Annotated in this window: 23 protein-coding genes, 1 tRNA gene and 1 riboswitch; of the genes, 8 read left to right on the top strand and 16 right to left on the bottom strand. The window is 72.5% G+C overall.

The features are described from left to right. Window positions 1–3: 3 nt before the first annotated feature. The gene (locus ACE7GA_RS17395) at window positions 4–411 is read left to right on the top strand and encodes a TadE/TadG family type IV pilus assembly protein (RefSeq protein WP_376089125.1); all 408 of its coding nucleotides are present in this window, start codon (window positions 4–6) and stop codon (window positions 409–411) included. 126 nt (window positions 412–537) lie between these two features. On the opposite strand, the gene ACE7GA_RS17390 is transcribed toward ACE7GA_RS17395, so the two are convergent. Further along, a complete protein-coding gene (locus ACE7GA_RS17390) occupies window positions 538–1,530 on the bottom strand; it encodes a Gfo/Idh/MocA family protein (protein WP_376089122.1) in 993 nt (330 codons plus the stop codon). 1,037 nt (window positions 1,531–2,567) lie between these two features. Further along, a riboswitch (cobalamin riboswitch) is annotated at window positions 2,568–2,825 on the top strand. Between the two features lie 64 nt (window positions 2,826–2,889). Here ACE7GA_RS17390 and metE point away from each other — a divergent pair. After that, window positions 2,890–5,202, top strand: a complete 2,313-nt coding sequence (metE, locus tag ACE7GA_RS17385) for a 5-methyltetrahydropteroyltriglutamate--homocysteine S-methyltransferase (protein ID WP_376089119.1) — start codon at window positions 2,890–2,892, stop codon at window positions 5,200–5,202. Window positions 5,203–5,262: 60 nt separating this feature from the next. Here metE and ACE7GA_RS17380 read toward each other — a convergent pair whose 3' ends face one another. From ACE7GA_RS17380 to ACE7GA_RS17370, 3 genes are all read right to left on the bottom strand, one after another. After that, window positions 5,263–5,931 carry a transposase gene (locus ACE7GA_RS17380; RefSeq protein WP_376089116.1) on the bottom strand — a complete coding sequence of 223 codons (669 nt, stop codon included), beginning with the start codon at window positions 5,929–5,931 and terminating at the stop codon, window positions 5,263–5,265. Between the two features lie 253 nt (window positions 5,932–6,184). Further along, window positions 6,185–7,195 (bottom strand): cysteine synthase A, encoded by a 1,011-nt coding sequence (locus ACE7GA_RS17375; RefSeq protein ID WP_376089113.1) that lies wholly within the window; start codon window positions 7,193–7,195, stop codon window positions 6,185–6,187. Window positions 7,196–7,298: 103 nt separating this feature from the next. Continuing rightward, the gene (locus ACE7GA_RS17370; protein ID WP_376089109.1) at window positions 7,299–7,937 is read right to left on the bottom strand and encodes a peroxiredoxin; all 639 of its coding nucleotides are present in this window, start codon (window positions 7,935–7,937) and stop codon (window positions 7,299–7,301) included. A gap of 125 nt (window positions 7,938–8,062) precedes the next feature. Between ACE7GA_RS17370 and ACE7GA_RS17365 the strand changes: the two genes are divergently transcribed. Further along, window positions 8,063–8,641 carry an L-2-amino-thiazoline-4-carboxylic acid hydrolase gene (locus ACE7GA_RS17365; RefSeq protein WP_376089106.1) on the top strand — a complete coding sequence of 193 codons (579 nt, stop codon included), beginning with the start codon at window positions 8,063–8,065 and terminating at the stop codon, window positions 8,639–8,641. Window positions 8,642–8,870: 229 nt separating this feature from the next. Here the strand turns inward: ACE7GA_RS17365 and ACE7GA_RS17360 are convergent, their stop codons facing one another. After that, complete coding sequence (locus tag ACE7GA_RS17360; RefSeq protein WP_376089103.1) at window positions 8,871–10,313, bottom strand: D-amino acid dehydrogenase; 1,443 nt, start codon at window positions 10,311–10,313, stop codon at window positions 8,871–8,873. A gap of 145 nt (window positions 10,314–10,458) precedes the next feature. Between ACE7GA_RS17360 and ACE7GA_RS17355 the strand changes: the two genes are divergently transcribed. Both ACE7GA_RS17355 and ACE7GA_RS17350 read left to right on the top strand, forming a co-directional pair. Further along, window positions 10,459–11,184, top strand: coding sequence for a Crp/Fnr family transcriptional regulator (locus ACE7GA_RS17355; RefSeq protein ID WP_376089100.1), 726 nt, complete (start codon window positions 10,459–10,461; stop codon window positions 11,182–11,184). Window positions 11,185–11,195: 11 nt separating this feature from the next. Beyond that, window positions 11,196–12,263, top strand: coding sequence for a sensor histidine kinase (locus ACE7GA_RS17350; RefSeq protein WP_376089097.1), 1,068 nt, complete (start codon window positions 11,196–11,198; stop codon window positions 12,261–12,263). Between the two features lie 104 nt (window positions 12,264–12,367). On the opposite strand, the gene ACE7GA_RS17345 is transcribed toward ACE7GA_RS17350, so the two are convergent. The 9 genes from ACE7GA_RS17345 to ACE7GA_RS17305 form a co-directional block, all read right to left on the bottom strand. After that, window positions 12,368–13,570, bottom strand: coding sequence for an HWE histidine kinase domain-containing protein (locus tag ACE7GA_RS17345; RefSeq protein ID WP_376089094.1), 1,203 nt, complete (start codon window positions 13,568–13,570; stop codon window positions 12,368–12,370). After that, a complete protein-coding gene (locus ACE7GA_RS17340; protein ID WP_376089091.1) occupies window positions 13,567–14,376 on the bottom strand; it encodes a cache domain-containing protein in 810 nt (269 codons plus the stop codon). Before ACE7GA_RS17340 ends, ACE7GA_RS17345 begins: the two co-directional genes overlap by 4 nt. A 1,079-nt stretch (window positions 14,377–15,455) precedes the next feature. Beyond that, window positions 15,456–15,532 (bottom strand) — tRNA-Met (locus ACE7GA_RS17335). 44 nt (window positions 15,533–15,576) lie between these two features. Next, window positions 15,577–16,707 (bottom strand): tRNA 2-thiouridine(34) synthase MnmA, encoded by a 1,131-nt coding sequence (gene mnmA / locus ACE7GA_RS17330; protein ID WP_376089088.1) that lies wholly within the window; start codon window positions 16,705–16,707, stop codon window positions 15,577–15,579. A gap of 2 nt (window positions 16,708–16,709) precedes the next feature. Beyond that, window positions 16,710–17,429, bottom strand: coding sequence for a TenA family protein (locus tag ACE7GA_RS17325; RefSeq protein WP_376089085.1), 720 nt, complete (start codon window positions 17,427–17,429; stop codon window positions 16,710–16,712). Continuing rightward, a complete protein-coding gene (locus ACE7GA_RS17320) occupies window positions 17,426–17,755 on the bottom strand; it encodes a ferredoxin family 2Fe-2S iron-sulfur cluster binding protein (RefSeq protein ID WP_376089082.1) in 330 nt (109 codons plus the stop codon). The genes ACE7GA_RS17325 and ACE7GA_RS17320 overlap by 4 nt, the downstream gene beginning before the upstream one ends. Before the next feature lie 45 nt (window positions 17,756–17,800). Further along, window positions 17,801–19,018 (bottom strand): cysteine desulfurase family protein, encoded by a 1,218-nt coding sequence (locus ACE7GA_RS17315; protein WP_376089079.1) that lies wholly within the window; start codon window positions 19,016–19,018, stop codon window positions 17,801–17,803. Further along, a complete protein-coding gene (locus tag ACE7GA_RS17310; RefSeq protein WP_376089076.1) occupies window positions 19,015–20,115 on the bottom strand; it encodes a cysteine desulfurase family protein in 1,101 nt (366 codons plus the stop codon). The genes ACE7GA_RS17315 and ACE7GA_RS17310 overlap by 4 nt, the downstream gene beginning before the upstream one ends. Beyond that, window positions 20,112–20,768, bottom strand: coding sequence for an Rrf2 family transcriptional regulator (locus ACE7GA_RS17305; RefSeq protein ID WP_376089073.1), 657 nt, complete (start codon window positions 20,766–20,768; stop codon window positions 20,112–20,114). Before ACE7GA_RS17305 ends, ACE7GA_RS17310 begins: the two co-directional genes overlap by 4 nt. A 319-nt stretch (window positions 20,769–21,087) precedes the next feature. Here ACE7GA_RS17305 and ACE7GA_RS17300 point away from each other — a divergent pair, with 319 nt between their 5' ends. After that, a complete protein-coding gene (locus tag ACE7GA_RS17300) occupies window positions 21,088–21,756 on the top strand; it encodes an alpha/beta hydrolase (protein WP_376089070.1) in 669 nt (222 codons plus the stop codon). A gap of 163 nt (window positions 21,757–21,919) precedes the next feature. Here the strand turns inward: ACE7GA_RS17300 and ACE7GA_RS17295 are convergent, their stop codons facing one another. Next, entirely contained in the window at window positions 21,920–22,258 is a 339-nt protein-coding gene (locus ACE7GA_RS17295) for a hypothetical protein (RefSeq protein ID WP_376089067.1), read from the bottom strand. A gap of 72 nt (window positions 22,259–22,330) precedes the next feature. Next, entirely contained in the window at window positions 22,331–23,446 is a 1,116-nt protein-coding gene (locus ACE7GA_RS17290; protein ID WP_376100332.1) for an anhydro-N-acetylmuramic acid kinase, read from the bottom strand. Window positions 23,447–23,534: 88 nt separating this feature from the next. Here ACE7GA_RS17290 and tyrS point away from each other — a divergent pair, with 88 nt between their 5' ends. Next, the gene (gene tyrS, locus ACE7GA_RS17285; protein ID WP_376089064.1) at window positions 23,535–24,758 is read left to right on the top strand and encodes a tyrosine--tRNA ligase; all 1,224 of its coding nucleotides are present in this window, start codon (window positions 23,535–23,537) and stop codon (window positions 24,756–24,758) included. A gap of 117 nt (window positions 24,759–24,875) precedes the next feature. Beyond that, a complete protein-coding gene (locus ACE7GA_RS17280) occupies window positions 24,876–25,202 on the top strand; it encodes an NIPSNAP family protein (RefSeq protein ID WP_376089061.1) in 327 nt (108 codons plus the stop codon). Window positions 25,203–25,206: the final 4 nt, after the last annotated feature.

Raw genomic sequence — 25,206 nt, 5'->3', positions numbered from 1 at the left:
CGCATGCGGGTCGGCCGGCACGGCACCGTCACGGCGGAGTTCGCGCTGATGCTGACCGGGCTGCTGCTACTGCTCTCTGGGATCGTGGAAGCGGGCCGCTATTTCCTGACACTCGGCTCCGTCCGGACCGCCACGGCGGACGCCGCTAGGCTTGCGGTGATCCGCGGGTCGGCGAACATGGTCGCGGGCAACGCGCCCTGCGCCGGCCTGTCGGGCTCGCTCGCCCCGGCGACGTTCGGCGCACCTGCCATCATTGCCCAGCAGCTTTCCGCCACCCTGTCCGGCTGCACGACGACGGGCGGGGTGACGCGCGTGACCGTCACGCTGTCCTACGCCTATGGGCGCATGTTGCCGCTGGTGCCGCTCGGGCCGGCGCGGATCAGCGACAGCACGGTCGCGGTCTTCTACTAGGCCCTGCGCCGAAACACTGAGATTCGCAGGACCTGTTCCGCCCATATCCCCGACCCGCCAGGAAGACTGGGTAGCCGAGGTTGGGCTTCCATTGAACCCTGACAGGTCTGCGTCGGAAGCGGAGTATCAGAAGGAGTTGCCGGCGAGGATGGCCTCGACCACCTCCTGCACCTCCAGCGCCTCGCGCAGCGTCGCGAGGTCCTGCGGCGCACCGCGAGTCATGGCCGCGACCTTGTCGAGCTGGCGGCGGAGAACGAGCGGCCGCATGCGCTCGTTCGGCAGCGCGTCCGGCGCAGGTTTCCAACTGCCGCCCTCGCGTCGCTCGGCCACCGACCAGTCCCGCAGGCGGATCGCGCCCGCCGTGCCGGAGAGGGTCCAGGCGTTGGTATCATCCCGATCCGTTCCTCCGACCCGGCCCTGAAGCGTGACAGGCAGCGGGCCGGCGGTCAGCCGCGCGATGATCGCCGTCTCCGCGCCCTCTCCGGCGGGGTATTCCGCCCGGGCCTCCTCCAGCCGGATCGGGCCGAGCAGGCGGCGGGTCAGGAAGAGGAAGTGCGACACGACCTCCCGCGTGAAGCCGCCCTCGGTGCGGCGGGACAGCCACGCCGCGGCATCGCGCTGCCAGCCGCGCGGCCACGCCGCGAAGCCGACTTCGATGTCGAGCGTAGCCTCCTCGCCCGGCACTCCGCCGTCGCGCCACGCGCGGAGCTGCTCGACGGCAAGGGAGGAGGCCATCGGGAAGTTCACCGCGGCCCGCGCGCCCTTGGCTTCCGCCCACGCGACGAAGTCCCGGGCCGCCCGCGTGTCGTGCGACAGCGGCTTTTCCAGGAACACGGCGCGGCCGGCGTCGAGGGCGGCGCGAGCGAGCGGGAGATGGGCCGCCGGCGGTGCGGCAACGTAGAGGCAGTCGCAGGCCCCGATCACCGCTTCGGCCGAGCCAAGCATGGGCACCACGCCTGTCACGTCAGCGAGCCGCGCGGCCGTCGCGGGCGAGGGGTCCCACACCGCGGCGGGGCGTAGCACGCCGGGGTCGTGGTCCAGCGCCGCGCGCAGCAAGCGCTCCCCCATGATCCCGAAGCCGACGATGCCGAGCCGAACCGCGCCGGAGCCGTTCTGCACTGTCCGTGCCTTCCCCTTCACTGCCGCGCGCCTTCTGCAACGCGGCGCGCGGCGGCGCCAGACGCGGCGGTCCGGGGTTCCTTGCGACCCGGGCGCGCGGAGAGCGTATGCCCCGTCGCCCTCTCAAGCGGAGTCTTGGTTAAGCAGAAACAGGTTTGAGCAGGGATTGGCGGTCTTGCGCGCCCGCGTCGCGGCAGGTCCCCGAAGCTGTCGGCCTTCGATCGCCCCCATGACGACGACACCGGGTGTGAAACCGCAAGTCCGGGCGTGGCCGAAGGCGGCCCTGCCGGGTGTTGGCGACCCAAGGCGGAACGCGGAACTCCTCGGTCGGCCCCGACGCGTCGGCGCATTCGGCGCCGGAAGTAGCCGCGAGGAGCGTCAGCGGTCGCAGGAGCCAGCGCGACGTCGAGGTGGTGGATGGGCGGCTCCGCGATGATCAGCCGCTCCTCCCCCGCGATGAAGGGCCGCCGCACCGGGGCAGGCCGATGCCCGTCCGAACCGGGCAGGAAGCCGCTGGACCGGTGCAAGATGGAGAAGAAGGTCGGCGTGTCGATCCGCCCGTGCGACACATGCCTCGCGCCCATGCCCCATCATCCTGGCGCAGGCCCAGGGTTCGGCTTGGAGAGACTTCAGGAGAGCGGGTCCCGCCTCCGTCGGCATCGCGATCGCGACAGGCGCCCCGCCGCTTCCAACGCGACGGAAAGGCGTTCGCGAGCACGGGCCGCAGCAGGATCCGGTTCGGGGGCGCGTCGCAGGTCAGCGCGGCCGTGACGTCCTCCTGCCCGCACCCGCTGCGCGACCGCGGGGCCATGTTCCGCCGATCGCGAGCATGAGGTTCGGCAGCCCCGGCCCCAGCACCGCGAAGGCGGCCATCGCGCAGACACCAGTAAGGCCGTTCCGGCGCGCGTTCAGCGCAGGGCGACCTGCCGCACGTCTCCGGCAGGGTCGTCCCGCGCGGGAAGGTCGCAGCAGGGCGTGGCCGCGCCTGCGGCGCGTACCGTCGGAAGACACATCTTGCTCCCACACAAGATATAAATATATCCTTATGATGCGTTGGTCCCGCGCGAGCGGGCGAAGAGGGAACGCCGTGCGGGGCGGGCCGGGGATTGTCCGGTCCACCCCTAGTCGGCGGCTGCCCCAGCAACTGTCGGCGGGAAGCCGCCGGCTCGTCCGTCCCCCGTCCGGGGGGCGGCCCACTGCGCGGCCAGCCGCGCGGGAAGGGAGGGCCGGCGACGAGGGGCGGCAACGCCCGGCACCCGCAAGCCAGGAGACCTGCCGACGCCGTGCACCCTGCCCGAGGCAGGGGCGCGCCACCCCGAACGGCCGGGCTGGGTGCACCGGGCGTAGGAGATCCGTGCGATGACGATCGCCGCGAACCTCGGCTGGCCCCGCATCGGGCCGCGCCGCGAACTCAAGACCGCCCTCGAGGCCCATTGGGCGGGGGATACGGCGGAGGCCGACCTCCTCACTACCGCTGCCGCACTCCGCGCGGGAGCGCGGGCGACCCAGGCGGGCCTGGGGATCGGTCACGTTCCCTCGGGCGACTTCGCCCTCTACGACCATGTCCTGGAGACGGCGCTCGCCTTCGGACTGATCCCGGACGGCTATGGCTGGTCCGGCGAGGGGCCTGCCTCGCTCACCACGCTCTTCGCGCTCGCGCGCGGGGCCCGCGGATCGGAGATCGAGCACGCGGCGGGCGTCGCCCCGGACGCCCCCGCGCTCGAGATGACGAAGTGGTTCGACACGAACTATCACTACCTCGTCCCCCGGCTGTCCGACGCGACGAAACCGCGCCTCCTCGAGAACCGATGGGCCGCAGCGGCCCGCGAGGGGCTGGCGGAGGGCTGCCGGACGCGCCCCGTGCTCCTCGGCCCGGTGTCGCTCCTCCTCCTCTCGAAGCGGGGGGACGGCGGTGATCCGCTCGACCTCCTGCCGCGGCTCCTGCCGGCCTACGCCGAGGCGCTGCGCGGCCTGGCCGAGGCCGGCGCGACATGGGCTCAGGTGGACGAGCCCTGCCTCGTCACGGAACTGTCGTCGCGCGCGGGGGAAGCCTATGGCGTCGCCTTCGACGCGCTGGCGACGGCGGCGCCGGGTTTGCAGATCCTGCTTGCGACCTATTTCGGTGGTCTTCGGGAGAACCTCGGGCTCATCGCCTCGCTCCCCGTCGCGGGCCTGCATCTCGACCTCGTCCGCGCGCCGGACGGCCTCGACGCCGCGCTGGAGGCCTGGCCGACCGGGCGCTGGCTCTCGCTCGGGCTCGTGGACGGCCGCAACGTCTGGCGGACGGATCTCCGCGCGGCGCTCAAGACGCTGCAACGCGCGGCGCCGGGGCGAGAGCGGCGGCTGATGGTCGCCCCGTCCTGCTCGCTCCTCCACATCCCGCTCTCCCTCGCGGGCGAGACGGCGCTGGATCCCGCCCTGCGGCAACGCCTCGCCTTCGCGCGGGAGAAGCTCGCGGAGGTGCGGACGCTCGCGCGCGCGCTCGACGAGGGCGAGGGCGCCGTGGGTGCGGCGCTCGCCGAGAGCGATGCCGTGCGGCGGGAGGTCGCAGCGGATGCCCGGCTGCGCGACCCCGCCGTCGCCGCCCGGCTCGCGGCGGTGACGCCGGACATGGAGCAGCGCCGATCCCCCTACCCCGTCCGCGCCACCGCGCAGCAGGCCCGCTTGAACCTCCCGGCCCTGCCGGTGACGACCATCGGTTCCCTCCCCCAGACGGCGGAGGTGCGGCGCCTGCGCGCCGGGCTCGCCCGCGGCGCGCTGACCGGCGCCGCCTACGACGCGGAGATCCGGCGCCTGACGGCCGAGGCGGTCGCGTGGCAGGACGCGGTCGGCGTGGACGTGCCGGTGCACGGCGAGTTCGAGCGCAACGACATGGTGAAGTACTTCGGCGAACGCCTGTCCGGCTTCGCCTTCACGAAGGGGGGCTGGGTGCAGTCCTACGGCTCCCGCTGCGTCGCACCGCCGATCGTCTGGGCCGACGTCACGCGCCCGGCGCCGATGACCGTGGAGATGGCGGCCTATGCCGGGTCGCTCACCCCGCGCCCGATGAAGGGAATGCTCACCGGGCCGGTGACGATGCTGCAGTGGTCCTTCGTCCGCGACGACCAGCCGCGCGAGACCACGTGCCGCCAGATCGCGCTCGCCCTCCGCGACGAGGTGCAGGACCTCGAGGCGGCGGGCATCGCGATCATCCAGGTGGACGAGCCCGCCTTCCGGGAGGGCCTGCCGCTCCGCGCCGCCGATCGTGACGACTATCTCCGCTGGGCCGTCGCCTGCTTCCGGCTCGCGACCTCCCCCGTGCGCGACGACACGGCGATCCACACCCACATGTGCTACGCGGAGTTCGGGGACGTGATCGGCGCGATCGCGGCGATGGATGCCGACGCGATCTCGATCGAGACGGCGCGGAGCGGGATGGGGCTGCTGCGTGCCTTCGAGGTCTTCGACTACCCGAACGAGATCGGGCCTGGCGTGTGGGACATCCATGCGCCCCGTGTGCCGTCGGTCGACGAGATGGTCCGGCTTGCCCGGCAGGCGACCGAACGGATCCCGCTGCGGCGGCTCTGGCTCAACCCCGATTGCGGCTGCAAGACGCGGGGGTGGGGAGAGGTCCGTCCCGCCGTCGAGAACCTCGTCGCCGCGGCACGTCAGCTCAGGGCGGAACTCGCCTGACGCGGACGGGGCCGTCCTCCACGGGCGGCCCCTCCGGCGAGGCGGACGGCGGCACGGCACTCAACCCCCGCGCCCCCCCCGAGCGGTCACGCGGGGATGCTGCGCGACCGGATCGACGGGACGCCCATGCGTCTTTCGGCTGACCGGCGACGGTGCGGCTGCCGATGGGAGGCAAGTGGACGTGGTAGCGCTGTTCGGTCGCCCGGCGTGGCTGCGGCGATGGTCCCCGCTCCATCGCTTCCACGGCAGGCGGCCGGGGTGCCCCAAGGCGCGTAGCGTCTCGTCCCGCCCGGACGCTGCGGCGGTTCGCCTACTCCACCGCTTGCCGCTCCGTCGCCGGGGGCACGACCAGATCGGCCTGTCGTTGCCCTCTGCGTCGATTATCAGGTGGAGCTTGCGCCAGACCCGGCGCCCCGCGGCCGCGTGTTTGCTCACCTTCCACTTGCCCTCACCCAGCACCTTCAGCCGCTTGCGGTCGATGACACGGTGCAAATGCCCACCCCGGCCGCGGCAGGGAACCGTGATCGTGAGGCTCCTCTGCTGCCGTGGGAGCGCGCGGTAGAGCGGCGCCGGCTCGTCGAGACCCGCCAGCCGGATGAGGCTCCCCGCCATGCCCTGTGCGTCTCGCAGCGGCGGCTGGTAGAGCAACTCTCCGCGTCGGCGCCGCCTGGATCGCCGCGTCCACGAAAACCCCGGGACGGCCACGTCGGCCCGCACCTGCCGATGCATGCCAGGCCAGATGGCGCGATAGCCTTGCGGTCAGGTCACCGCGCACGACCAGCCCTCGGTCGTATTCTCGCCAGTTCCTCGCCTGGTCGAGAGCCTTCGGGCATCCGCCCTTGGTCACTGCCTTGCCCATCCAGGACCACCCGCGAGGCTGATGCAACAAGGCCGCCTCTTCGTGACGCAGGCAGGCTTCGGAAAGCGCGAACGCGTTCTCGCGCGGGTGACAGCCGATCTGCTGCGGCCGAGACGGTAACCTTCAAGTCCTGATCCAACTCGGAACCGGCAGGCCTTTCTCCCGCAGGAAGTCGGGGTTGAAGAGCTTCGACTGGTAGCGGGCTCCACCGTCGCAAAGGATCGTCACGACGGTGTGGCCGGGGCCGAGTCGCTTCGCGACGGCGACCGCGGCAGCGACGTTGATGCCGGCGGAGCCGCCGACGCTGATGCCTTCCTCGGACAGGAGTTCGAAGACGTATTTCAGCGCGTCCTCGTCCGAGACGCGGACGGCGTCGTCGATGTGCGGGCGCGCGGGTTCGAGGTTGGCCGGGACCTTCGAGGCCTGGCCGATGCCTTCGGTGATGGAATTGCCCTCGGCCTTCACTTCGCCGGTCGTCGCCCAGGCGTACATGCCACTGCCGTGCGGGTCGGCGAGGACGATCCGGACCTTCGGACTGCGGGCCTTCAGCGCGGCGGCGACGCCGGCGAGCGTGCCGCCGGTGCCGCAGGCGCAGGTGAAGGCGTCCACGCGGCCGTTCGTCTGGTTCCAGATCTCGGGGCCGGTGGTGGCTTCGTGGACCGCGCGGTTGGCTGGGTTGCCGAACTGGTCGGCCCAGATCGTCGGACCTTTCGCCGATTCCTCCTCGGCGATGCGCCGGGAGAAGTTGGTGTAGTGGTCGGGGGACGAGAGCGGGGCGGGCTTCACCAGACGGAGGTCGGCGCCGATCATGCGGAGGTAGTCGAGTTTCTCGCGGCTCTGCGTTTCCGGCACGACGATGATGCTGCGCCAGCCCCGCGCGTTCGCGGCGAGCGCCAGGCCGATGCCTGTGTTGCCCGCGGTGCCTTCGACGACAGTTCCGGGCTGCCAGGGCGTGAGGACGCCTCGCGCCACGGCGTCGCCGAGGATGCCGATGGCGGCGCGGTCCTTCACGGACCCGCCGGGGTTCATGAACTCGGCCTTGCCGAGGATCTCGCAGCCCGTCTCCTCGGAGGCACGGCGGAGGCGGATCAGCGGGGTGTTGCCGACGGCAGCCCAGAAATCCTGCGCGATCACTCTGGCGTTTCCACTCTGTCGTTTTCCGATCCGTGTTGGCGGGGGTCCGGCGCGGTGCCGCGCGGGGTGCGCCGCGGCCCCTGCAAGGCCGCGGCGCGGGGCGTCAGCCCGGCTGGTTGATGTCGACCCAGCGCAGGTAAGGCTTCTCGGCATGGAAGCCCTGGGGGAACTGCTTCTTCGCGTCCTCGTCGGACATGGAGGCAAGGACGATCGCGCGATCGCCGGGCTTCCAGTTCACGGGCGTCGCGACCTTGTGGCGGTCGGTGGTCTGGAGGCTGTCGATGACGCGGAGGACCTCGTCGAAGTTCCGGCCGGTGCTCGGCGGGTAGATCAGCATCAGGCGGATCTTCTTGTTGGGGTCGATGACGTAGACGGTGCGGACGGTGACGGAGGGATCGGCCTCCGGATGGATCATCCCGTAGAGGGTCGCGACCTTGCGGTCGGGGTCGGCGATCATCGGGAAGTTCACGGCGGTGCCCTGGGTTTCCTCGATGTCGCGGTTCCAGCCCTCGTGCCGGTCCAGCGCGTCCACGGACAGGCCGATGACCTTCACGCCGCGGCGGTCGAATTCGGGCTTCAGCTTGGCGGTGTAGCCGAGTTCGGTCGTGCAGACCGGGGTGTAGTCCTTCGGGTGGGAGAAGATGACGCCCCACGAAGCGCCAAGCCATTCGTGGAAGCGGATGGGGCCCTGGGTGGTCTCCGCCTCGAAGTCCGGGGCGATCTGGCCGAGTTGGAGCATCATGCGCGTTTTCCTCGTGGTTTCGTGGATTACACGGACTTAGCACGGGCTGGGGCTCGCTTCACCCCCGGGCGGCGCGGGCCTGCCGCGCTGGACGGGCGGGCCGCTCGCGACGGATCATGGATCGCATGGACGACATCGCGCCAGAGACGGGTTCGGCTTCGGAATGGCGGGAGGTGCCCTCCCCTGCCCTGCCCGCGCGGGAGCCGTCCGCCGAGGAGCGGGCCGCGCGGCTAGCGGCGGAGCTGGACGCGGCCTTCAAGGCTCGGGCGCGGCTGTACCGGGATCTGCTGGTGACGCTGGAGGAGGCGGTGGGGGCGGCGGAGGCGGAGCGGTTGCTGGGGCTGGCGATCCGGCGGCGGGGGGATGCGGCGGGGGCGGCACTCTTCGCGGCCATGGGCGACGCGGGGCCAGCGGCGGTGGTGGAGCGGTTCCTGACGGTCGCGAGCCCGGACTGGGGGCGGCTGTTCCCGCACGCCGTCTCGCGGCGCGGGGATGGCGGCGTGCGGGTCACCGTGCGGCGCTGCCCGCTGAAGGAGGCCTGGGTGGAGGATGGGTTGGCGCCGGCGGAGATCGCGCGGCTCTGCCGGATCGCGGGCGAGGCGGATCACGGGGTCTTCGGTCGGGCGGGGTGCGGGTTCTCGGCGGAGACCTGGGCACCAGGACGTCAGGGATGCTGCGTGCTGACCTTCACGTCGCACGGGTGACGCGGGGCGGCCGCGTCCTGCCGATCGTCGCCGGCGCCGGGTGGCGCCGGTTCCGGCTGGGTTTTCCCCGGGCGGTCCTGGCGATGGCGCAGGTGCTTCAACGACCAGGGGCGCTGCGGGGATGAGGCGGGCGAGCAGGCGCTGGTCGAGGGTGCGGGCTCGGCCTGGGGGTTCCGGCGCTGCTGTGCCTCATCGCCGGAAGCGTGCTGCCCGTCCGCGCGCGGCGTCGTCAGGCGTAGCGGTCGAGGGAGAGGTCGCCGGATTCGATCTCGGTCGGGTGGCCGGAGACGATGTCGGCGATGAGGCGGCCTGAGCCGCAGGCCATCGTCCATCCCAGCGTGCCGTGGCCGGTGTTCGTGTAGAGGTTCGCGACCTTCGTGCGGCCGATGATCGGCGTGCCGTCGGGGGTCATGGGTCGCAGGCCGGTCCAGAAGGCGGCGGCGGGGATGTCGCCGCCGTCGGGGAACAGGTCGCCGACGGAGAAGGCGAGGGTTTCGCGACGCGGGCGGCGGAGGCTGTCGGAAAAACCGGCGATCTCGGCGGTGCCGCCTACCCTGATCCGGTCACCGAGGCGGGTGATGGCGATCTTGTAGGTCTCGTCCATCACCGTGGAGACAGGGGCCGCGTCGGGGTCCGTGATGGGGAGCGTGAGGGAATAGCCCTTTACGGGCTGGACCGGCAGGTCGAGGCCGAGGGGGCGCAGCAGAGCCGGCGTGTGGGAGCCGAGGGCGGCGAGGTAGACGTCCGCGGTCATCGGGCCTTGGTCCGTTTCGACCGACGTGATGCGGCCCGCTTCCTCGCGCAGCGCGTTGATGGTGACGCCCTGGCGGAAGGTGACGCCGTCCTCGGCGCAGCGGCGGGCCAGTTCGTTCGTGAACTTGAAGGCGTCGCCGGTCTCGTCGGTGGGCAGGCAAAGGCCGCCGACGAACTTTTCGCGTACGCGGGCCAGGGCGGGTTCGGTCGCGATGCAGCCCGCTGGGTCCAGGACGTCGAAGGGCACGCCGTACTGGCGCAGGACGTCGATGTCGCCGCCGATCTTGTCCAGCTGCTGCTGCGTGCGGAAGAGCTGGAGCGTGCCGCCGGCGCCGTGGTCGAACTGGATGCCGGTGGCCTGTCTCAGCACGCCGAGGGATTCGCGGCTGTATTCGGCGATGCGGACCATGCGCGCCTTGTTGCGGGCATAGGCACGCGAGGTGCAGTTCATCGCCATCTGCCAGAGCCAGCCCCACATCAGCGGCTCCGGCTGCGGCCAGAAGACGAACGGGCGGTGGTGCATCAGCAGCCACTTCACCGCCTTCAGCGGCACCCCAGGGCCGGCCCAGGGCGAGGAGTAGCCATAGGAGAGCTGGCCGGCATTCGCGAAGGAGGTTTCCCGCGCAGGTTCGGGCTGCCGGTCAACAACTGTTACATCGTGGCCGGCACGGCTGAGGTACCAGGCGGAGGTGACGCCGACGACGCCGCTGCCGAGGACGATGACCTTCACGCACTCTCTCCCGGGGAAGATGCCGGGGATGCCCGTTCCAACCTGGAGGGGCAAGCGGTCAGCGCGTTCCGTGCAGCGGACCGTGTTCCGCGTCCGTTCACGTGTCTTTGACCCGAAACAGCCAACAATATCGCGGGCGGCGCAAGCTCTGTCGGGAACCGGACAGACACAATTGAAGCGGAATGACATTTTCGTGCGCCGCCCGAGTGCCGGGGGTGCTGGGCGGCCGCGTCCGGGAGGACGCGTGAGGGGAGCGTGAGTGCCTGTACCACCTAAGTCCATCAGTGCCGCGGCGGTACGTCCGGCGAGGGCGGAGTCGGTCGCCCGCGGCATCGTGGGAAACCGTCTGCTCGCCTCGTTGCGGCCGCTCGACCGCGCCTTGCTGGAGCCGTACCTGGAGCCGGTGCTGCTGACGAAGGGGCAGGTCCTCTTCGCGCCGGGCGACGACGTGCGGACGACGCATTTCCCGAGCATCACCACGATGGCCTCCCTCGTCATCGGGACGAATGACGGGCGCGCGGCGGAGGCGGCGACGATCGGGCGGGAGGGCGCCATCGGCGGCATCATCTCCTCCGGCCACAAGCCGGCCTTCGCGCAGGCGGAGGTGGTTCTGCCGGGACCGGCGCTCGCAATCGACATCGGGCGGCTGGAGGAGGCGAAGGAGCGGTCGCCCTCGATCCGCGACCTCTTCGCGCGCTACGCCGACGCGCTGCTGGCGCAGGTCATGCAGTCCGTCGCCTGCAACGCGCTGCATCCGCTGCACGCGCGCTGCTGCCGGTGGCTGCTGACCACGCAGGACCGGTCGGACAGCCCGGACATCGCGCTGACGCAAGAGGTGCTGGCGGAGATGCTCGGCGTGCAGCGGACGACGGTCTCGACCGTCGTGGGCGCGCTGCGGGACCGCGGGCTTATCCGCTACGCGCGGGGCCAGGTGACGATCCTGGACCGGCCGCGGCTCGAGGCCGCGGCGTGCGAATGCTACGGCGCGGTGCGGTCGCATTTCGAGCGCGTGCTGCCGGAGATCAAGCCGCAGGAGATCATCGTGGACCCGGGCGGCTGAGGACCGGCGCGTTGGATCCGACACTCATCGCGGGCGCACCGCCCGCGACGCTCGGCGGCATGGACGAGGCGCGGCTGCGCGCCGTCCTCGACACCATGCCGCAGATGGTCTGGTCCACGCGGCCCGACGGCTTCCATGACTACTACAACGCACGCTGGTACGACTTCACCGGCGTCCCGCACGGTTCGACCGACGGCGAGGCGTGGAACGGAATGTTCCATCCGGATGACCAGGCTCGGGCCTGGGAGCTGTGGCAGCGCTCGCTCGAGACGGGCGATCCCTACGAGGTGGAGTACCGGCTGCGGCGGCGCGACGGCGCCTATCGCTGGACGCTCGGGCGCGCCCTGCCGATCCGCGAAGCGGAGGGGCGGATCGAGCGGTGGTTCGGGACCTGCACGGACATCCACGACCTGAAGGTCGCGGAGGAGCAGCGCGAACTGGTGTCGCGGGAGCTGTCGCACCGCATCAAGAACATCTTCGCGGTGGTGACGAGCCTGATTTCGCTGACCTCGCGCCGCGCGGACGGGGCGGCGCGCGACTATGCGGAACGGCTGCGGGCGCGGATCGAATCGCTCGCGGCGGCGCATGAATACGTGCGGCCACACAGCGCGGGGTCGCGCCCCGATCCGGTGCAGGAGACGGTGCAGGGGCTGCTGCACACGCTGCTCAGCCCCTACGAGGCGCCCGGTCAGGTTCCGGGCCGAGGCTCGGGACCGGCTTCGGGCCGGCCGCGCTTCACGGTGACGGGGGCGGATGCGGAAATCGGTCCGCGGGCGGCAACGGCGCTGGCGCTGATCTTCCACGAACTCGCGACGAACGCGGTGAAGTACGGCGCGCTCTCGGTGCCCGAGGGGCGCGTGGAGGTGCTGCTCGAGGACACGCCGGGCGCGATGCTGCGGATGACCTGGCGGGAGGCCGGCGGGCCGGTCGTCGAGGGGGCGCCGTCGCGGCAGGGCTTCGGGACGCAGCTGGCGCGGCGCAGCGCCGAGGCGCAGCTGGGCGCGGTGATCAGCCACGACTGGCAGCGCGAAGGACTGGTCCTCAGCCTCGCCGCGGAACGCGACGCGCTGCGGCGTTGACCAAGGGGGCGTTGACCAAGGGGGCGTCGACCGGGGGCTCTGAGTGGGGGGCGCCGACGGGCAGGGTCGCTGATTGCCACGGGCGGCGACGGGCCGGGCGTCCGTCAGGCCGGGACAAGGGCGGGCGGTGCCGTCGCGATCCGCGCCAGCGGCAGGTCGGCCCGCCAGGACAGGCCTTCCGCCCCCCATTCGGCGTGGGCGAGGCCGCCGAGCTGGCGGGCGACGGTGGCATCGAGCAGGCGCGTGCCGAAGCCTGCACCGCGCGGCGCCGCGGCGGGCGGGCCGCCGCGTTCGGCCCAGGACAGGAGGAGGCGGTCCTCCTCCACCCTCCAGCGCAGGGTCACGCGGCCGTCTGGGACGGAGAGTGCGCCGTGCTTGCCGGCATTCGTCGCGAGCTCGTGCAGAATCATCGAGATCGGCAGGACGGCGAGCGGCTGGATCTTCAGGTCAGGGCCGTCCGTCAGGATCCGGTCGCCCGGCGCGCCGGCGCCGCGGAAGGGCGCGAGGGCGTCGCGGGCGAGGGCGGTGAGGGAGACGGCGGACCAACCGCCGGCGGAGAGCGTGCCCATGGCCGTCGCGAGGGCGGCAAGGCGGCCGTCCACGGCCTCGACGAATTCCGGCATGGTGGGCGCGCGGGTCAGGCGCAGCGCGGCGCGGGCCGCGGCGAGCGCGTTCTTCGCGCGGTGGTTGACCTCGTGCATCAGGAGGTCGCGGCGGGACTCCGCCTCGCGCTGCGCGCTGATGTCCTCGACCATCACGGCGATGCGTCCAGGCTCTCCGGGAAGCGGGGCGGAGTGGACCCGCACGGGGATTCGGGCGCCGTCGGGGAGGAGGTATTCCTTCTCGTAGGGGTCCCACCAGCCGCGGGCGCGGGCCTGTTCCAGGGCGCGCTGGTCGGCGGGCAGGTGGTCGGGCGGGGTGACGTCGCGCCAGGTCCCGGCGGGGCCGCCATGCGGGGCGCGGGTGCGGCCCGTCATCTCCAGCAGGCGGTCGTTGATCAGGAGCGTCTCGCCGGTGCGGAGGTCGTAGACACTCATGCCGAAGGCGCCGCTCTCGAAGACGCCGCGGAAGCGCGCCTCGGCGGCGCGGCGCGCCGTCTCGGCCTGCAGGGCGGCGGCGGTGCGGGCAGCGCGGCGGGCCTGGCGCAGCGCGAAGAGGGCAACGAGGACGAGCGCCAGGGCGCCGGGGCCGAGCCAGAACAGGCCGGCGCGGACGCGTCCGCCCCAGCCCGCGCGGATGGTGTCTAGCGGGCGGCCGACGAGGGCGTAGATCGGGTAGCCCTCCAGGCGCCGCGCCGCGAAGATCACGGGCTGGCCGGTCGAGGTGTTGGCCCCGCGGTAGATCGCGCGCTCGACGCCCGTGCCGATGAGGGTGCGGAAGCCGGCATTGGGGGGAGCTCGCGCGGCGGGACCTGCGTCAGGCCGCCGCGGAGGGCGAGGAGCGCGCCGTCTCCCCGGATCAGGGCAAGGATGTCGGTCGGGTCTGCGGCAAGGCGAGAGAGGCCCGTGGCGAACTCGTTCGGGTTGACCGCGACGCTGATGATTCCCGGCGGATCGGCCCCGGCCTGGCGGCGGATGCTGACGCTGAAGAAAAGCGCCCCGCCCCGGAGGGCGCGATAGATCGCGCTGACGAAGGGCTCGGGCGTCGCGGGGTTGGCGAGGGCGCGGACCCATTCGCGGTCCGACGCGTCGAGGTCGGGCGGGATCGGGAAGATGATGTCGGAAACGAGCGGGCGCCCCGCTCCGGACAGGACGAAGGTGGACTGCGTGCCGGCCGGGCGGAACGCGCGGTCGCGGAGGTCGCGGTGCAGCGCGCCCTCCTGCGCACGGATTTCCGCCTCGGTCAGGCCGCGGAGGCGGTCGCCGGCGAGCGCGGCAGACAGGCGGTGCGAGTCGAGGACGCGGATCGCGTATTCCGCGGCGGCGTCGGCCGAGCGCTCAAGCGCGGCCGTCGTGTCGGCAACGGCGCCGCGCCAGGCCAGCCAGGCGGCGACGATGCCCGCGAGGACCGGGACGAGGATGGCGGCGCCGAGCACGAGGAGGAGCGACCGCGGCGTGGCCGGGCGCCATGTCGGCTGGTCGTCCTGCGGGGCGGGGGCCAACGGGCCGGTCACGGGAAAGGGGAACCTCCGGCGGCATCGTGGCCTGGACCGGCGTTTGCCGGAAGGGCGGCCCGGCGTGGCCGCTCCATCGGGCGTCGCCGTCCCCGGGGAGCCGTTCGGGATGGCGGGGCCGGTACGGGGACTTCGGCGGACGGTGGCCAGGGCAGGCCGCGGGCGCCGCTGCGGGGCCCGCGCATCCGGGCGCCAATCGGGCGCCGATCGGGCGCCGGTCGGGTGGCGGGCGCGGCGGCCGGGCCCGGTTCCGGCGGAAACGGGGCCGCCCGCCAGGGTCACTCGACTTGCCGGACGGGGTGACGGGAGAGTCGGCGGGCGGCCCAGGACGCGGCTCGAGGCAAGGCTGCCGCAACACCGCCGTAACGAGCCTGCCGCGCGGGAGTTGCAGGCGCGAACCAAAGCGGCATGGCCGGCGCCTGCGGTCGGTCACGTGCCGAGGGCGGCGCGCGACGGTGACGCGGGGGCGCGGGCGCAGGCCGGAGGGCAAGGTATGTCGCGCTGCCTCTGATCGGGCCAGCGACGCCGCGCGAGCGGTAGCGAGGGACGTGCCTATCGAACGCATAGACAGGGCGCCGTAGCGCGGACCGTTGCCGGCCCGGCATGATCCGGCATCCAAGGAGCAACACCGATGCGTGCATCACCCGTCGTAACCTCCGCCCTGCGCGTGCGCGCAAGCGGGTCCGTCATCGGGGGCGTCCGGAATCGCGGCGTCGCGTCACGCCATGCCGGGCGACGCTGAGCCGGCGGCCAAGGAAACGGATGCGTCCGATGCTCCCCGATAGCGATGGTCCTGCGGACCGCTCGACGGACGCCGCGATGCGGGCGGCCGCAATGGAGGTGGCCTTGCCCGCCACGGTCGGCCAGGTGCAGTTGCTGCACCACTGGCGAAAGCTGAGCCCGGATCAGCGGACGCGGCTACTCTCCCTCGCCCGCGAAATGTCGAAGAGCGGGCACGGCCAACAGCACGGATCGGGAGCCCCGCGCCGATCATCGGGCGAGGTTCCTGCGGGCCGGCAGCCGGCGACGCGACCGGAGATAACGGCCTGCGGAATGGATGCTGCTGAATGGAGTGTCGATGGTAGCGGCGGGCGGACTTGAACCGCCGACCCCGGCATTATGAGTGCCGTGCTCTAACCAGCTGAGCTACACCGCCACACGCCTGGGCGACGATCACGCGGGATCGTCGGGGTCGCGGAACTAGGCTGCCGGGTGGGCGGCGTCAATCCCGGTGTGTGTCCTGGCCCGGGGGTGTCGCGCCGCGCGGATGAAGCCGCCGGCAAGGACACGTTCGCCGTCGTAGAGGACGCAGCCCTGGCCGGGTGCTGCGACGACCGGCGCATCGGGGGTGACGGTCAGGGTCTCGCTGGCCGGGTGCCATGCGGCAGTGACGGGCTGCGGGGTTTCGCGCGCGCGGAACTTGGCCTGGCAGCGCAGGGGCGCGGTGGGCGGCGTCGTCAGCCAGTTCACGTCGGTGACGGGGACCTCGGCCACGGCGATGTGCCTCGCAGGCGCGACAACGATGCGGCGGCGGGCGGCGTCGAGCGCGGCGACGCGGAGGCGGGATTCGGGCTCCGGCGCGTTGGGGAGGCCGAGGCCCCTGCCCTGCCCGACCGTGTAGCGCGCGAGGCCGGCGTGGCGGCCGAGGACCTGTCCCGAGAGGTCCACGATCTCGCCGGGTTCGGCGGCATCGGGGCGGATCTTCATGACGAGGTCGGCGTAGGAGCCGGCCGGGACGAAGCAGATGTCCTGGCTGTCGGGCTTCTCCGCGACCGTCAGGCCGAAGCGGGCGGCGTGTGCGCGGACCGTCGCCTTGTCCGGCATGTCGCCGAGGGGGAAGCGGGCGAAGGCCAACTGGTCCCGGGTCGTGGCGAAGAGGAAGTAGGACTGGTCGCGCGCGGGGTCGGCGGCGCGGTGGAGCTCGGGGCCGTCGGGGCCGTCCAGGCGGCGGGCGTAGTGGCCGGTGGCGAGCGCCTCGCATCCCAGGTCCTGGGCGAGTTCGACGAGGTCCTGGAACTTCACGGTCTGGTTGCAACGGACGCAAGGGATCGGCGTCTCGCCGCGGGCGTAGGTGTCGGCGAAGTCCTGGATGACGGCGTTCCTGAAGCGCGTCTCGCGGTCCAGGACGTAGTGCGGAATGCCAAGGCGGTCCGCGACGTCGCGGGCATCGTGGATGTCCTGTCCGGCGCAGCAGGCGCCCTTCTTCGCCACGGCGGCGCCGTGGTCGTAGAGCTGGAGCGTGGCGCCGATCACGTCGTGCCCGGCCTCATGCAGCAGGCCGGCGACGACGCTGCTGTCCACGCCCCCCGACATGGCCACGAGGATCCTCATGGCTACGGCGCCATCGCGGGCGCGAGATTCGGTGTCACCTCGCGCGCGGCGTTCAGGCCCATCTGCCAGAAATCGGCTTCGAGACGGGCGCCCTGGGCGAACAGGCGGGTGAGCGCGGGGAGGCGGGACATGCCGCCATGGGTTTCGCCAAGCGCGTCGAGGCGGGCGGCGGAGGCGCGGGCGACGGACTGGTATTCCTCGCCGGCGTACATCGCGATCCAGGATTCGTAGGGGTTGCCGGAACGCACGCGGGAGGGGTGGGCCTCAATGCGGTTCGCGATCTCGCCATAGCCGATCGTGCAGGGGGAGAGAGCGACCTCGAGGTCGAGGATGTCCCCGGTGTAGCCGGCATCCATGACCCAGCGGGTGTAGGAGACGGTTTCGGGTGCCTCGGGTTCGGCGAGGATCGCGGCCTCGTCCAGGCCCCAGTCGCGGCAGTAGTCGAGGTGCAGGCGCGTCTCGCCGAGGATCGCCTGCACAACGCCCGCCTTCTCGCGCATCGCGGCGAGGGATTCAGCCTTCACGACGGCCAGCGCCTCGGCGCGCGCGAACTGGACGAGGAACAGATAGTCCTGGACCAGGTAGCGCCGGAAGGCGGCAAGCGGCAGCGTGCCGTCGGCGAGGCCCTGCACGAAGGAATGCCAACAATACGCCTCCCACTCCGCCGCGGCGACGTCGCGGAGGGTGCGGTACAGGCCGCCGTCCTTGCCGTAGGGCATCATCCGCCGGCGTTGCGCGTCCCGGCGGGCAGCTTCACGACAAGGCCGTCGAGGGCCTCGGTCATGATGAGCTGGCAGCCGAGGCGCGACGTCTCCTGCAGGTCGAAGGCGAGGTCGAGCATGTCCTCCTCGTCCTCGGTCGGTTCGTTCAGGCGGTCGAACCAGCCCTGGTCCACGATGACGTGGCAGGTGGAGCAGGCGAGGCTGCCCTCGCACGCGCCTTCGATGTCCACGCCGTGGCGGTGCGCGATCTCCAGGACGGAGAGGCCCATCGGGGCTTCCACCTCGCGGCGCGTGCCGTCGCGCTCGACGAAGGTCATCTTGGGCATCGGGGTCTCCTGAAGGGGCGTCGCGCGCGGGGTGGTGCGGCCGGGTCAGGCGGCGGCCGGGTGCGGCGCCTCCGAGAGGGCGGCGTGCCAGGCGCGGGCCAGTTCCGCGGCGGCGCGGTCCACGTCGGCGGGCGAGGTAAAGCGGCCGATGCCGATCCGCAAGGTCGCGCGGGCCTCGTGCTCCGGCAGGCCGAGGGCGCGCAGGACGTAGGAAGGCTCGACGGAGGCGGAGGAGCAAGCGGAGCCGGTGGAGACGCAGACGCCGGGGGCCGCGGCCATGATGCGCTGGGCGTCCACGGAGCCGGGGAAGGTAAGGTTCAGGTTGCCGGGGACGCGGTTCTCCGCATGGCCGTTGAGGCGGACACCCGGGACGGCCGCGGTCAGGGCTTCGACGAAACGGTCGCGCTGGCCGCGGATGCGCCCTTCGTCCAGCAGGGCTTCAAGGCGGGCGATCCGCGCGGCCTCGCCGAAGCCGACGACGAGCGGCGCGGGCAGCGTGCCGGAGCGGAGGCCGCGTTCCTGCCCGCCGCCGGAGAGGAGCGGGGAGAGGCGGACCCGAGGGCGGCGGCGGACATAGAGGGCGCCGATCCCCTTCGGCCCGTACATCTTGTGGGCCGAGAGGGAGACGAGGTCGAGGCGCATCTCCTCCACGTCCAGCGGGACGCGGCCGGCGGCCTGGGCGGCGTCGGTGTGGAAGAGGGCGCCGTGTTCGCGGGCGAGGGCAGCGAGGGCGGCGACGTCCTGGATGACGCCGGTCTCGTTGTTCACGGCCATGGCGGAGACGAGGAGGGTCGGCACCTCCAGCGCCTCGCGGAGGGTGGCAGGGTCGAGGAGGCCGTCGGCGGCGACGGGGAGGAAGACCGGGTCGAATCCCTCGGCCGCGAGGTCGCGCACGGATTCCAGGACGCATTTGTGCTCGGTCGCGACCGTGACGATGCGGCGGCGCCCGTCTCCGGCGGCGCGGGCGAAGCGCTCATCACCATGGGTGCGCGCGAAGCGCGCGACGCCCTTGATAGCCAGGTTGTTGGCCTCGGTGGCGCCTGAGGTCAGGATGATCTCGCGGGAATCGGCGCCGATCAGGGCGGCGATATCGCGGCGGGCGGATTCGACGGCTTCCTCGGCGGCGCGGCCCATGGCGTGCTCGACGCTCGCGGGATTCGAGAAATTCTCCTCCCACCACGGGCGCATGGCGGCAAGGACCCGCGGGTCGGGCGGGGTGGTCGCGTGGTTGTCGAGATAGATCGGGCGGTTGGGTGCCGTCATCCAACCAAGGTGGCGTGCCGCGCTGTGCGCTTCGAGAGTTGTTCGCGCATGGCCGCATGCGCAGCGACGAAGAGGTCGGCGGAGTCGTCCGGGGCGTTCCAGGGAAAGGAGACGCGGATGGCACAGGCGGCGCCCTCGCCGAAGCCCATGGCGTCGAGGACGGGGGAGCGGGCGACCTTGCCGGAGGAGCAGGCGGCGCCGGCGGAGACGCGGAAGCCCAGCAGGTCGAGGGCGATGACCTGGGTCTCGGCGGGGATACCGGGGAGGATGAGGCAGGCCGTGTTGGGCAGGCGCGGGGCACCGGCGCCGGCGACCGGGAGGCCGAGCGTGCGCTCGATCGCGTCGCGGAGCGGGGCGAGGCGGGTGGCGCGGGCGGGGTCGGCGGCTTCGGCAGCGGCGCCCATGCCGGCGATCGCGGGCAGCGGTTCGGTGCCGCCTCGGCGTCCCCGTTCCTGGCCGCCGCCGCGGATCAGGGGGGCGAGGTCGAGGCCGGGGCGGAGGAGGAGGGCGCCTGCGCCCTTGGGGCCGCCGAGCTTGTGGCCGGAGAGGGCGATCGTATCGGCCCCGACCCGCGGAAGGGGAATGCGTCCCGCGGCCTGGACGGCGTCGAGGTGCAGGAGGGCGCCGTGGCGGCGGCAGAGGTCGGCCGCTTCCTCGACAGGGTGGATCACGCCGGTCTCGTTGTTCGCGACCATGAGGCAGAGGAGGGCGGGCGGGCCCGCCGCCAGCCTCCGGTCGAGGGCGACGAGGTCAAGGGTGCCGTCCGGGTGCACGGGGATGCGGATGGCCCCCTCCTCCGCCGCGGCGATGACGGCGGGGTGCTCGGTGGCGCCGATCAGGATCCGGCGGCCGGGGGAGAGGGCGGCCATGGCGAGCGCGTTCGACTCGGTGCCGCCGGAGGTCAGGACGACGTCGCGCGGGTTGGCGCCGGCGAGCGCGGCGACTTGCGCCCGGGCGCGTTCGAGGATGCGGCGGGCCGCGCGGCCGTCAGCGTGGACGGAGGATGGGTTGCCTGGGAGATCGAGGGCCTCGAGCGCGGCGGCGCGCGCCTCAGGGCGCAGGGGCTCCGTGGCGTTGGCGTCCAGGTAGAGGGTCACGGGAGGGCGCGATGCGGCACCGGCTCCGCCGCGAGAGCGCCGGGGCTGCGTTCCGGCGGGGCAGCGGCCGCTTGCCGTGCGGCGTGGGCGGGCGGCGCCGGGGCGCGTGCAGTCGCGGCGGGGGTCGCCCGGGCGGCGGCGGCCGGGGCGGCGGCGCCGTGCGGGGTCGGTGCTGCGGCTTGGGCCGGCGCGGTCTCATCGGGCGCGGCAGGGGCACGGGCCCGGCCGGCGACGCGGCCGGCGGCGACTTCGGCGAGGGTGACGGCGGAGAGGAAGAGGCGGATCTGCTCACCGAGCTCTGCCCAGAGTGCGTCGGCGGGGCCGCCCGTGTCCGAACCCTCCGGCGGCATGGGTTCGTCCACGGCCTCGACCACCTGGGCGATGGTGATGCGCTCGGCGGGCGGACCGAGGCGGTAGCCACCGCCGGGGCCGCGGGCCGACTCGACGAGGCCGGCGCGGCGGAGGCGGCCGAAGAGCTGTTCGAGGTAGGCGACGGAGAGCATCTGCGCCGCAGCGATCTCCCCGAGGGTGATCAGGCCGCCGTCGGGGCCACGTCGGGCAAGCTCGACGAGGGCGAGGACGGCGTAGCGGGAGCGGGTGGAGAGGCGCATGTCAGGCTCCGCCGGTAGGCCGACGCGGGCAGTGTGGCTCATTCCACACGAAAAGGTGAGCCGGTGACATGATTTGGTTATGAATCCCGAGACCCGCGCCCTATATTTGAGCGCGCTCCCCGGCGGAAAGGCCGCAGGGAGCGAAAACGGCAGCGACGGAGCGGGACCGGGGAAGACGGGGTCCGAGACCGACGCGCGGGACCCTGAAAGGGGCCGGCGCGCGATCCACGGCCTGTTGTCCCCCGTCCCGCCTCCGCCGGATGACCGGCGCGGTTCACATTGGCGGGGCGTGCCCTGATGGTCCAGTGACCAGGGGATCCGGCCCGCCGCAACGATGCCCCGAACGGGGCAGAAGGTGACGATGCCCGAGGTGATGTTCGCAGGCCCGGATGGGCGGCTCGAGGGGCGCTACCACCACAGCAAGCAGCCGGGCGCGCCGACCGCGCTCATCTTGCATCCGCATCCGCTGCACGGCGGGACCATGAACAACCGCGTGGTGCACGCGCTGTTCGAGCGGTACAAGGCGATGGGCTTCTCGACGCTGCGCTTCAACTTCCGTGGGGTTGGCAAGTCGCAGGGCCGCTACGACGGCGGGATTGGCGAGATCTCCGACGCGACGGCTGCGCTCGACTTCCTCCAGGCGGTGAACCCGGGCGCGTCGATGCTGTGGGTCGCGGGCTATTCCTTCGGCGCCTATGTTGGCATGCAGGTGCTGATGAGGCGGCCGGAGATGGGTGGGTTCGTGTCCATCTCCGCGCCGGCGTCGCATTACGATTTCGGGTTCCTCGCGCCCTGCCCGTGCTCCGGCCTGATCCTGCACGGCGAGGCGGATGAGCTCGTGCCGGAGGCGTCGGTGCGGAAGCTCGTGGACAAGCTGAACACGCAGAAGGGCGTCACCATCGACTACCGCGTGATGGAAGGCGCGGGGCACGTCTTCACGCCGGAGCAGACGGAGCGCGTGGCCGATGCGGCGCAGGACCACGTGACGACGGTGCTGAACCGGCAGCGCATGGCGATGGCGGCGGACTGATCGGTCCGCGCTTTCGGGCGGCTTGGGGGAGCGGCGTGCCGGGAGGCGCGCCGCCCTTTCCGTTTCGGCGGCGCGGCGTGCTCAGGCGCCAACGGCGGACGCGCCCCGGTCCGCTGTCGCACGCTCCCGGATCGTGCGCCCCGTACGGAGCGAGGCGCCGGCCTCAGGGCCGGTAGACCGACAACTCAGCATAGACGTGCGCGTCCTGGCCCTTCGCCGCAGCCGTGAGGGGCGCGAACCAGTCGAGCGATTCCTTCAGGGCTGCCGGATCCTCGAAGAGGGCCTTGGACGCGACGGGGTCCCATTGCGAGTAGCTCGTCACCCGCAGGCCATCGAGGCTGCGGTGGATCGTCGAGGTCAGGTGGCCTGCCATGCGACCGCCGTAGAGCTCGAGGCCCTTCAGGAGGCCGTCATAGACCGCCTGCTGGGTCCCCGGCTCCGTGTGGTAAGTGTGGATCATGGTCAGGACGCCGGCATCCGGCGCGATGGTCACGGTGGTCATGGGCGATCCCCTCGCAGCGCACGCAGCACCAGCTGATCGTAACGCCCGTTAAGGGTTACGGGCCAGGCCGGTCTACAGCAAGGCGCCGACGAGCCGGCCGCCGCACATCGGGGCGGGGACGCCCGTCGTGCTCGGGAAGGTCGTCGGCAGGCGGCGCGCGACGCGGGCGGCGAGGACGCCGAAGGCCTGGGCCTCGAGGGCGTCGCCGTCCCAGCCCGCCACCTCGACATGGCGGACGGGGGCGTCGAGGGCGGAGGCGAGGGCGCGCATGAGGGCCGGGTTGCGGCGGCCGCCGCCGGCGACGAGCCACTGCATCGGCGGTTCGGGGAAATGGCGGGACGCGGCGGCGACGCAGACGGCGCAGAAGGCGGCGAGCGTCGCGGCGCCGTCGGCGGGGGAGAGGTCGCCGGCGCCGGCCTCTCGCAGGGCCGCCGTGAAGTCCAGGCGGTCAAGGGACTTCGGCGGCGGCGCGTCGAGGTAGGGGTGCGCCATGAGGCGCGAGAGGACGGCGCCGCAGGCGCTGCCGGAAAGGGCGAGGCGGCCGTCGCGGTCGTAATCCTCGCCGGTCGAGCGGCGGGCCCAGTCGTCGAGCGGGCCGTTGGCGGGACCGGTGTCGAAGGCGATGAGTTCGCCGGAGTGACCGTCCCCCGGGCCGACGAACGTGACGTTGGCGACGCCGCCGAGGTTGAGGATGGCGACGGGCTTGGGGAGGTTGCGGCAGAGGACGGCGTGGAAGATCGGGACCAGCGGGGCCCCCTGCCCTCCTGCCGCGACGTCGGCGCTGCGGAAGTCCCAGGCGACCTCGATGCCGGTCATGCGGGCGAGGAGGCCGGCGTCGCCGATCTGCCACGTGAAGCCGCGGCGGTTGGTGCCCACGGCCGGCGATGACGCGGGGCGGTGCAGGATCGTCTGGCCATGGAAGCCGATGAGGTCGGCGGCGACGTTGAGCGCGGCGACGGCCTCGGCGTGGCGTTCGGTCAGGCGGCGCGCGCAGTCCGCGACGAAAGGGTCGTCGGCGTCGAGGCCGGGGGCGGCGTCCAGCAGCGAGCGGAGGTCGCGGCGCAGCGACGGGGCATAGGGGAGCGTCACGGTCGGGCCGAAGCGGGCGATGTTCTCGCCGTCCGTCTCGACATAGGCGGCGTCCACCCCGTCGAGCGAGGTGCCGCTCATCAGCCCGATGGTTCGCAGCATGCCCATTCTAGCGATCCTGGTGGCGTGCTAGGGCCCGGGGCTTCCCGGCGCAAGGCCGGGGCCAAGGGTGCTTGAGCAGCGGGTGATGGACGACTTCCTGACGGCGGCGCGCGAGCGCGGATTCATTCATCAGGTCACGGACGAGGCGGCACTAGCCGCGCGGCTGCGGCAGGGCGTGCTGCCCGCCTATATCGGCTTCGACTGCACGGCGGACAGCCTGCATGTCGGATCGCTCGTCCAGATCATGATCCTGCGGCTGTGGCAGCGCTGCGGGCACAAGCCGGTCGTGCTGATGGGCGGCGGGACGACGAAGGTCGGCGACCCGTCCTTCCGCGACGAGGCGCGGCCGCTGCTGACGGACGAGCAGATTGAGCGGAACAAGGCGGGCATCCTGAAGGTCTTCGAGACCTTCCTGACCTTCGGCGAGGGGGCGGCGGATGCGGTGATGCTCGACAACGCGGCCTGGCTCGATGAACTGCGCTACGTGCCGTTCCTGCGCGAGGTCGGGCGGCATTTCAGCGTGAACCGCATGCTGACGATGGAGAGCGTGCGGCAGCGGCTGGAGCGCGACCAGCCGTTCAGTTTCCTCGAGTTCAACTACATGCTGCTGCAGTCCTACGACTTCCTGGAGCTGCGCCGGCGGCACGGCGTCGCGTTGCAGATGGGCGGCAGCGACCAGTGGGGGAACATCGTGATGGGGGCGGATCTGATCCGCCGCATGGACGGGGCGGAGGCCTGGGGGCTGACGACGCCGCTGATCACGACGTCCTCCGGCGCGAAGATGGGGAAGACGGCGTCCGGCGCGGTGTGGCTGAACGCGGCGCGGGTCAGTCCCTACGGCTACTGGCAGTTCTGGCGGAACGCGGAGGACGCGGATGTCGGGCGCTTCCTCGCGCTGTTCACGGACATGCCCATGGAGGAGGTGCGGCGTTACGCGGCGCTCGGTGGCGCGGAGGTGAACGAGGCGAAGAAGGTGCTGGCGACCGAGGCGACGGCGCTGCTGCACGGGCGTGCGGCCGCCGAGGCGGCGGCGGAGACGGCGCGGACGACCTTCGAGCAGGGGATGGCGGCGGAGACCTTGCCGTCCATCGGTGCGGCGCTACCGGCTTCGGTGCTGGACCTGGCGGTGGCTGCGGGCTTCGCGACGAGCAAGGCGGAAGCGCGACGTCTGGTGGGGAATGGCGGGTTGCGGCTGAACGATGCGGCCGTGAGCGACATCACTGCGCAGGTAACGGACGCGGACCTGCGGGACGGGGCGGCGAAGCTATCGGCGGGGAAGAAGCGGCACGTACTGGTACGGGCGGGCTGACATCCGTCGCGGGCCCGGGGCGGTTGTCCCAGGCCGCGGGGCGCGTCACGCTTCCGGCGTCGCGCGCCCGCGACCTTCGCGGCCTGGCCGCCGGTCCGGCGCGCCCGGGGGGACCGCATGATCCACGAACTGCGAATCTATCATTGCGTGCCGGGACGGCTGCCGGACCTGCTGCGGCGCTTCGAGACGGTGACCCTGGGCATTTGGGAGCGCCACGGCATCCGACAGGCGGGGTTCTGGACGGTCGCCGTCGGGCCGTCGAACCAGGACCTGTATTACCTGCTGGAATGGGAGTCGCTTGCGGAACGGGAGCGGAAGTGGGGCGCCTTCGCGAGCGACCCGGAATGGCTGGCGAGGCGGGCGGAAACCGAGCGGGACGGCGCGATCGTTGCGTCGGTCGAGAACATGATCCTCGCGCCGACGGCATTCTCGTCGGTCAAGTGAGGAG

Source organism: Roseomonas sp. CCTCC AB2023176 (genome assembly GCF_042259275.1).
Taxonomy (GTDB): Bacteria; Pseudomonadota; Alphaproteobacteria; order Acetobacterales; family Acetobacteraceae; genus Roseomonas.
The sequence above is the reverse complement of the archived record's forward strand: the minus strand, read 5'-3'. Positions and strand labels throughout refer to the sequence as shown.

What these genes read in the sequence shown, in the direction of transcription:
- ACE7GA_RS17360 (WP_376089103.1), bottom strand. Translation starts at nt 10,313, where the DNA reads ATGTCATTCCGCTTCAATTGTGTCTGTCCGGTTCCCGACAGAGCTTGC.
- tyrS (WP_376089064.1), top strand. Translation starts at nt 23,535, where the DNA reads ATGGACGACTTCCTGACGGCGGCGCGCGAGCGCGGATTCATTCATCAG.
- ACE7GA_RS17365 (WP_376089106.1), top strand. Translation starts at nt 8,063, where the DNA reads ATGGACGACATCGCGCCAGAGACGGGTTCGGCTTCGGAATGGCGGGAG.
- metE (WP_376089119.1), top strand. Translation starts at nt 2,890, where the DNA reads ATGACGATCGCCGCGAACCTCGGCTGGCCCCGCATCGGGCCGCGCCGC.
- ACE7GA_RS17280 (WP_376089061.1), top strand. Translation starts at nt 24,876, where the DNA reads ATGATCCACGAACTGCGAATCTATCATTGCGTGCCGGGACGGCTGCCG.
- ACE7GA_RS17315 (WP_376089079.1), bottom strand. Translation starts at nt 19,018, where the DNA reads ATGACGGCACCCAACCGCCCGATCTATCTCGACAACCACGCGACCACC.
- ACE7GA_RS17395 (WP_376089125.1), top strand. Translation starts at nt 4, where the DNA reads ATGCGGGTCGGCCGGCACGGCACCGTCACGGCGGAGTTCGCGCTGATG.
- ACE7GA_RS17380 (WP_376089116.1), bottom strand. Translation starts at nt 5,931, where the DNA reads ATGCATCGGCAGGTGCGGGCCGACGTGGCCGTCCCGGGGTTTTCGTGG.
- ACE7GA_RS17300 (WP_376089070.1), top strand. Translation starts at nt 21,088, where the DNA reads ATGCCCGAGGTGATGTTCGCAGGCCCGGATGGGCGGCTCGAGGGGCGC.
- ACE7GA_RS17305 (WP_376089073.1), bottom strand. Translation starts at nt 20,768, where the DNA reads ATGAGCCACACTGCCCGCGTCGGCCTACCGGCGGAGCCTGACATGCGC.
- ACE7GA_RS17295 (WP_376089067.1), bottom strand. Translation starts at nt 22,258, where the DNA reads ATGACCACCGTGACCATCGCGCCGGATGCCGGCGTCCTGACCATGATC.
- ACE7GA_RS17320 (WP_376089082.1), bottom strand. Translation starts at nt 17,755, where the DNA reads ATGCCCAAGATGACCTTCGTCGAGCGCGACGGCACGCGCCGCGAGGTG.
- mnmA (WP_376089088.1), bottom strand. Translation starts at nt 16,707, where the DNA reads ATGAGGATCCTCGTGGCCATGTCGGGGGGCGTGGACAGCAGCGTCGTC.
- ACE7GA_RS17370 (WP_376089109.1), bottom strand. Translation starts at nt 7,937, where the DNA reads ATGATGCTCCAACTCGGCCAGATCGCCCCGGACTTCGAGGCGGAGACC.
- ACE7GA_RS17325 (WP_376089085.1), bottom strand. Translation starts at nt 17,429, where the DNA reads ATGATGCCCTACGGCAAGGACGGCGGCCTGTACCGCACCCTCCGCGAC.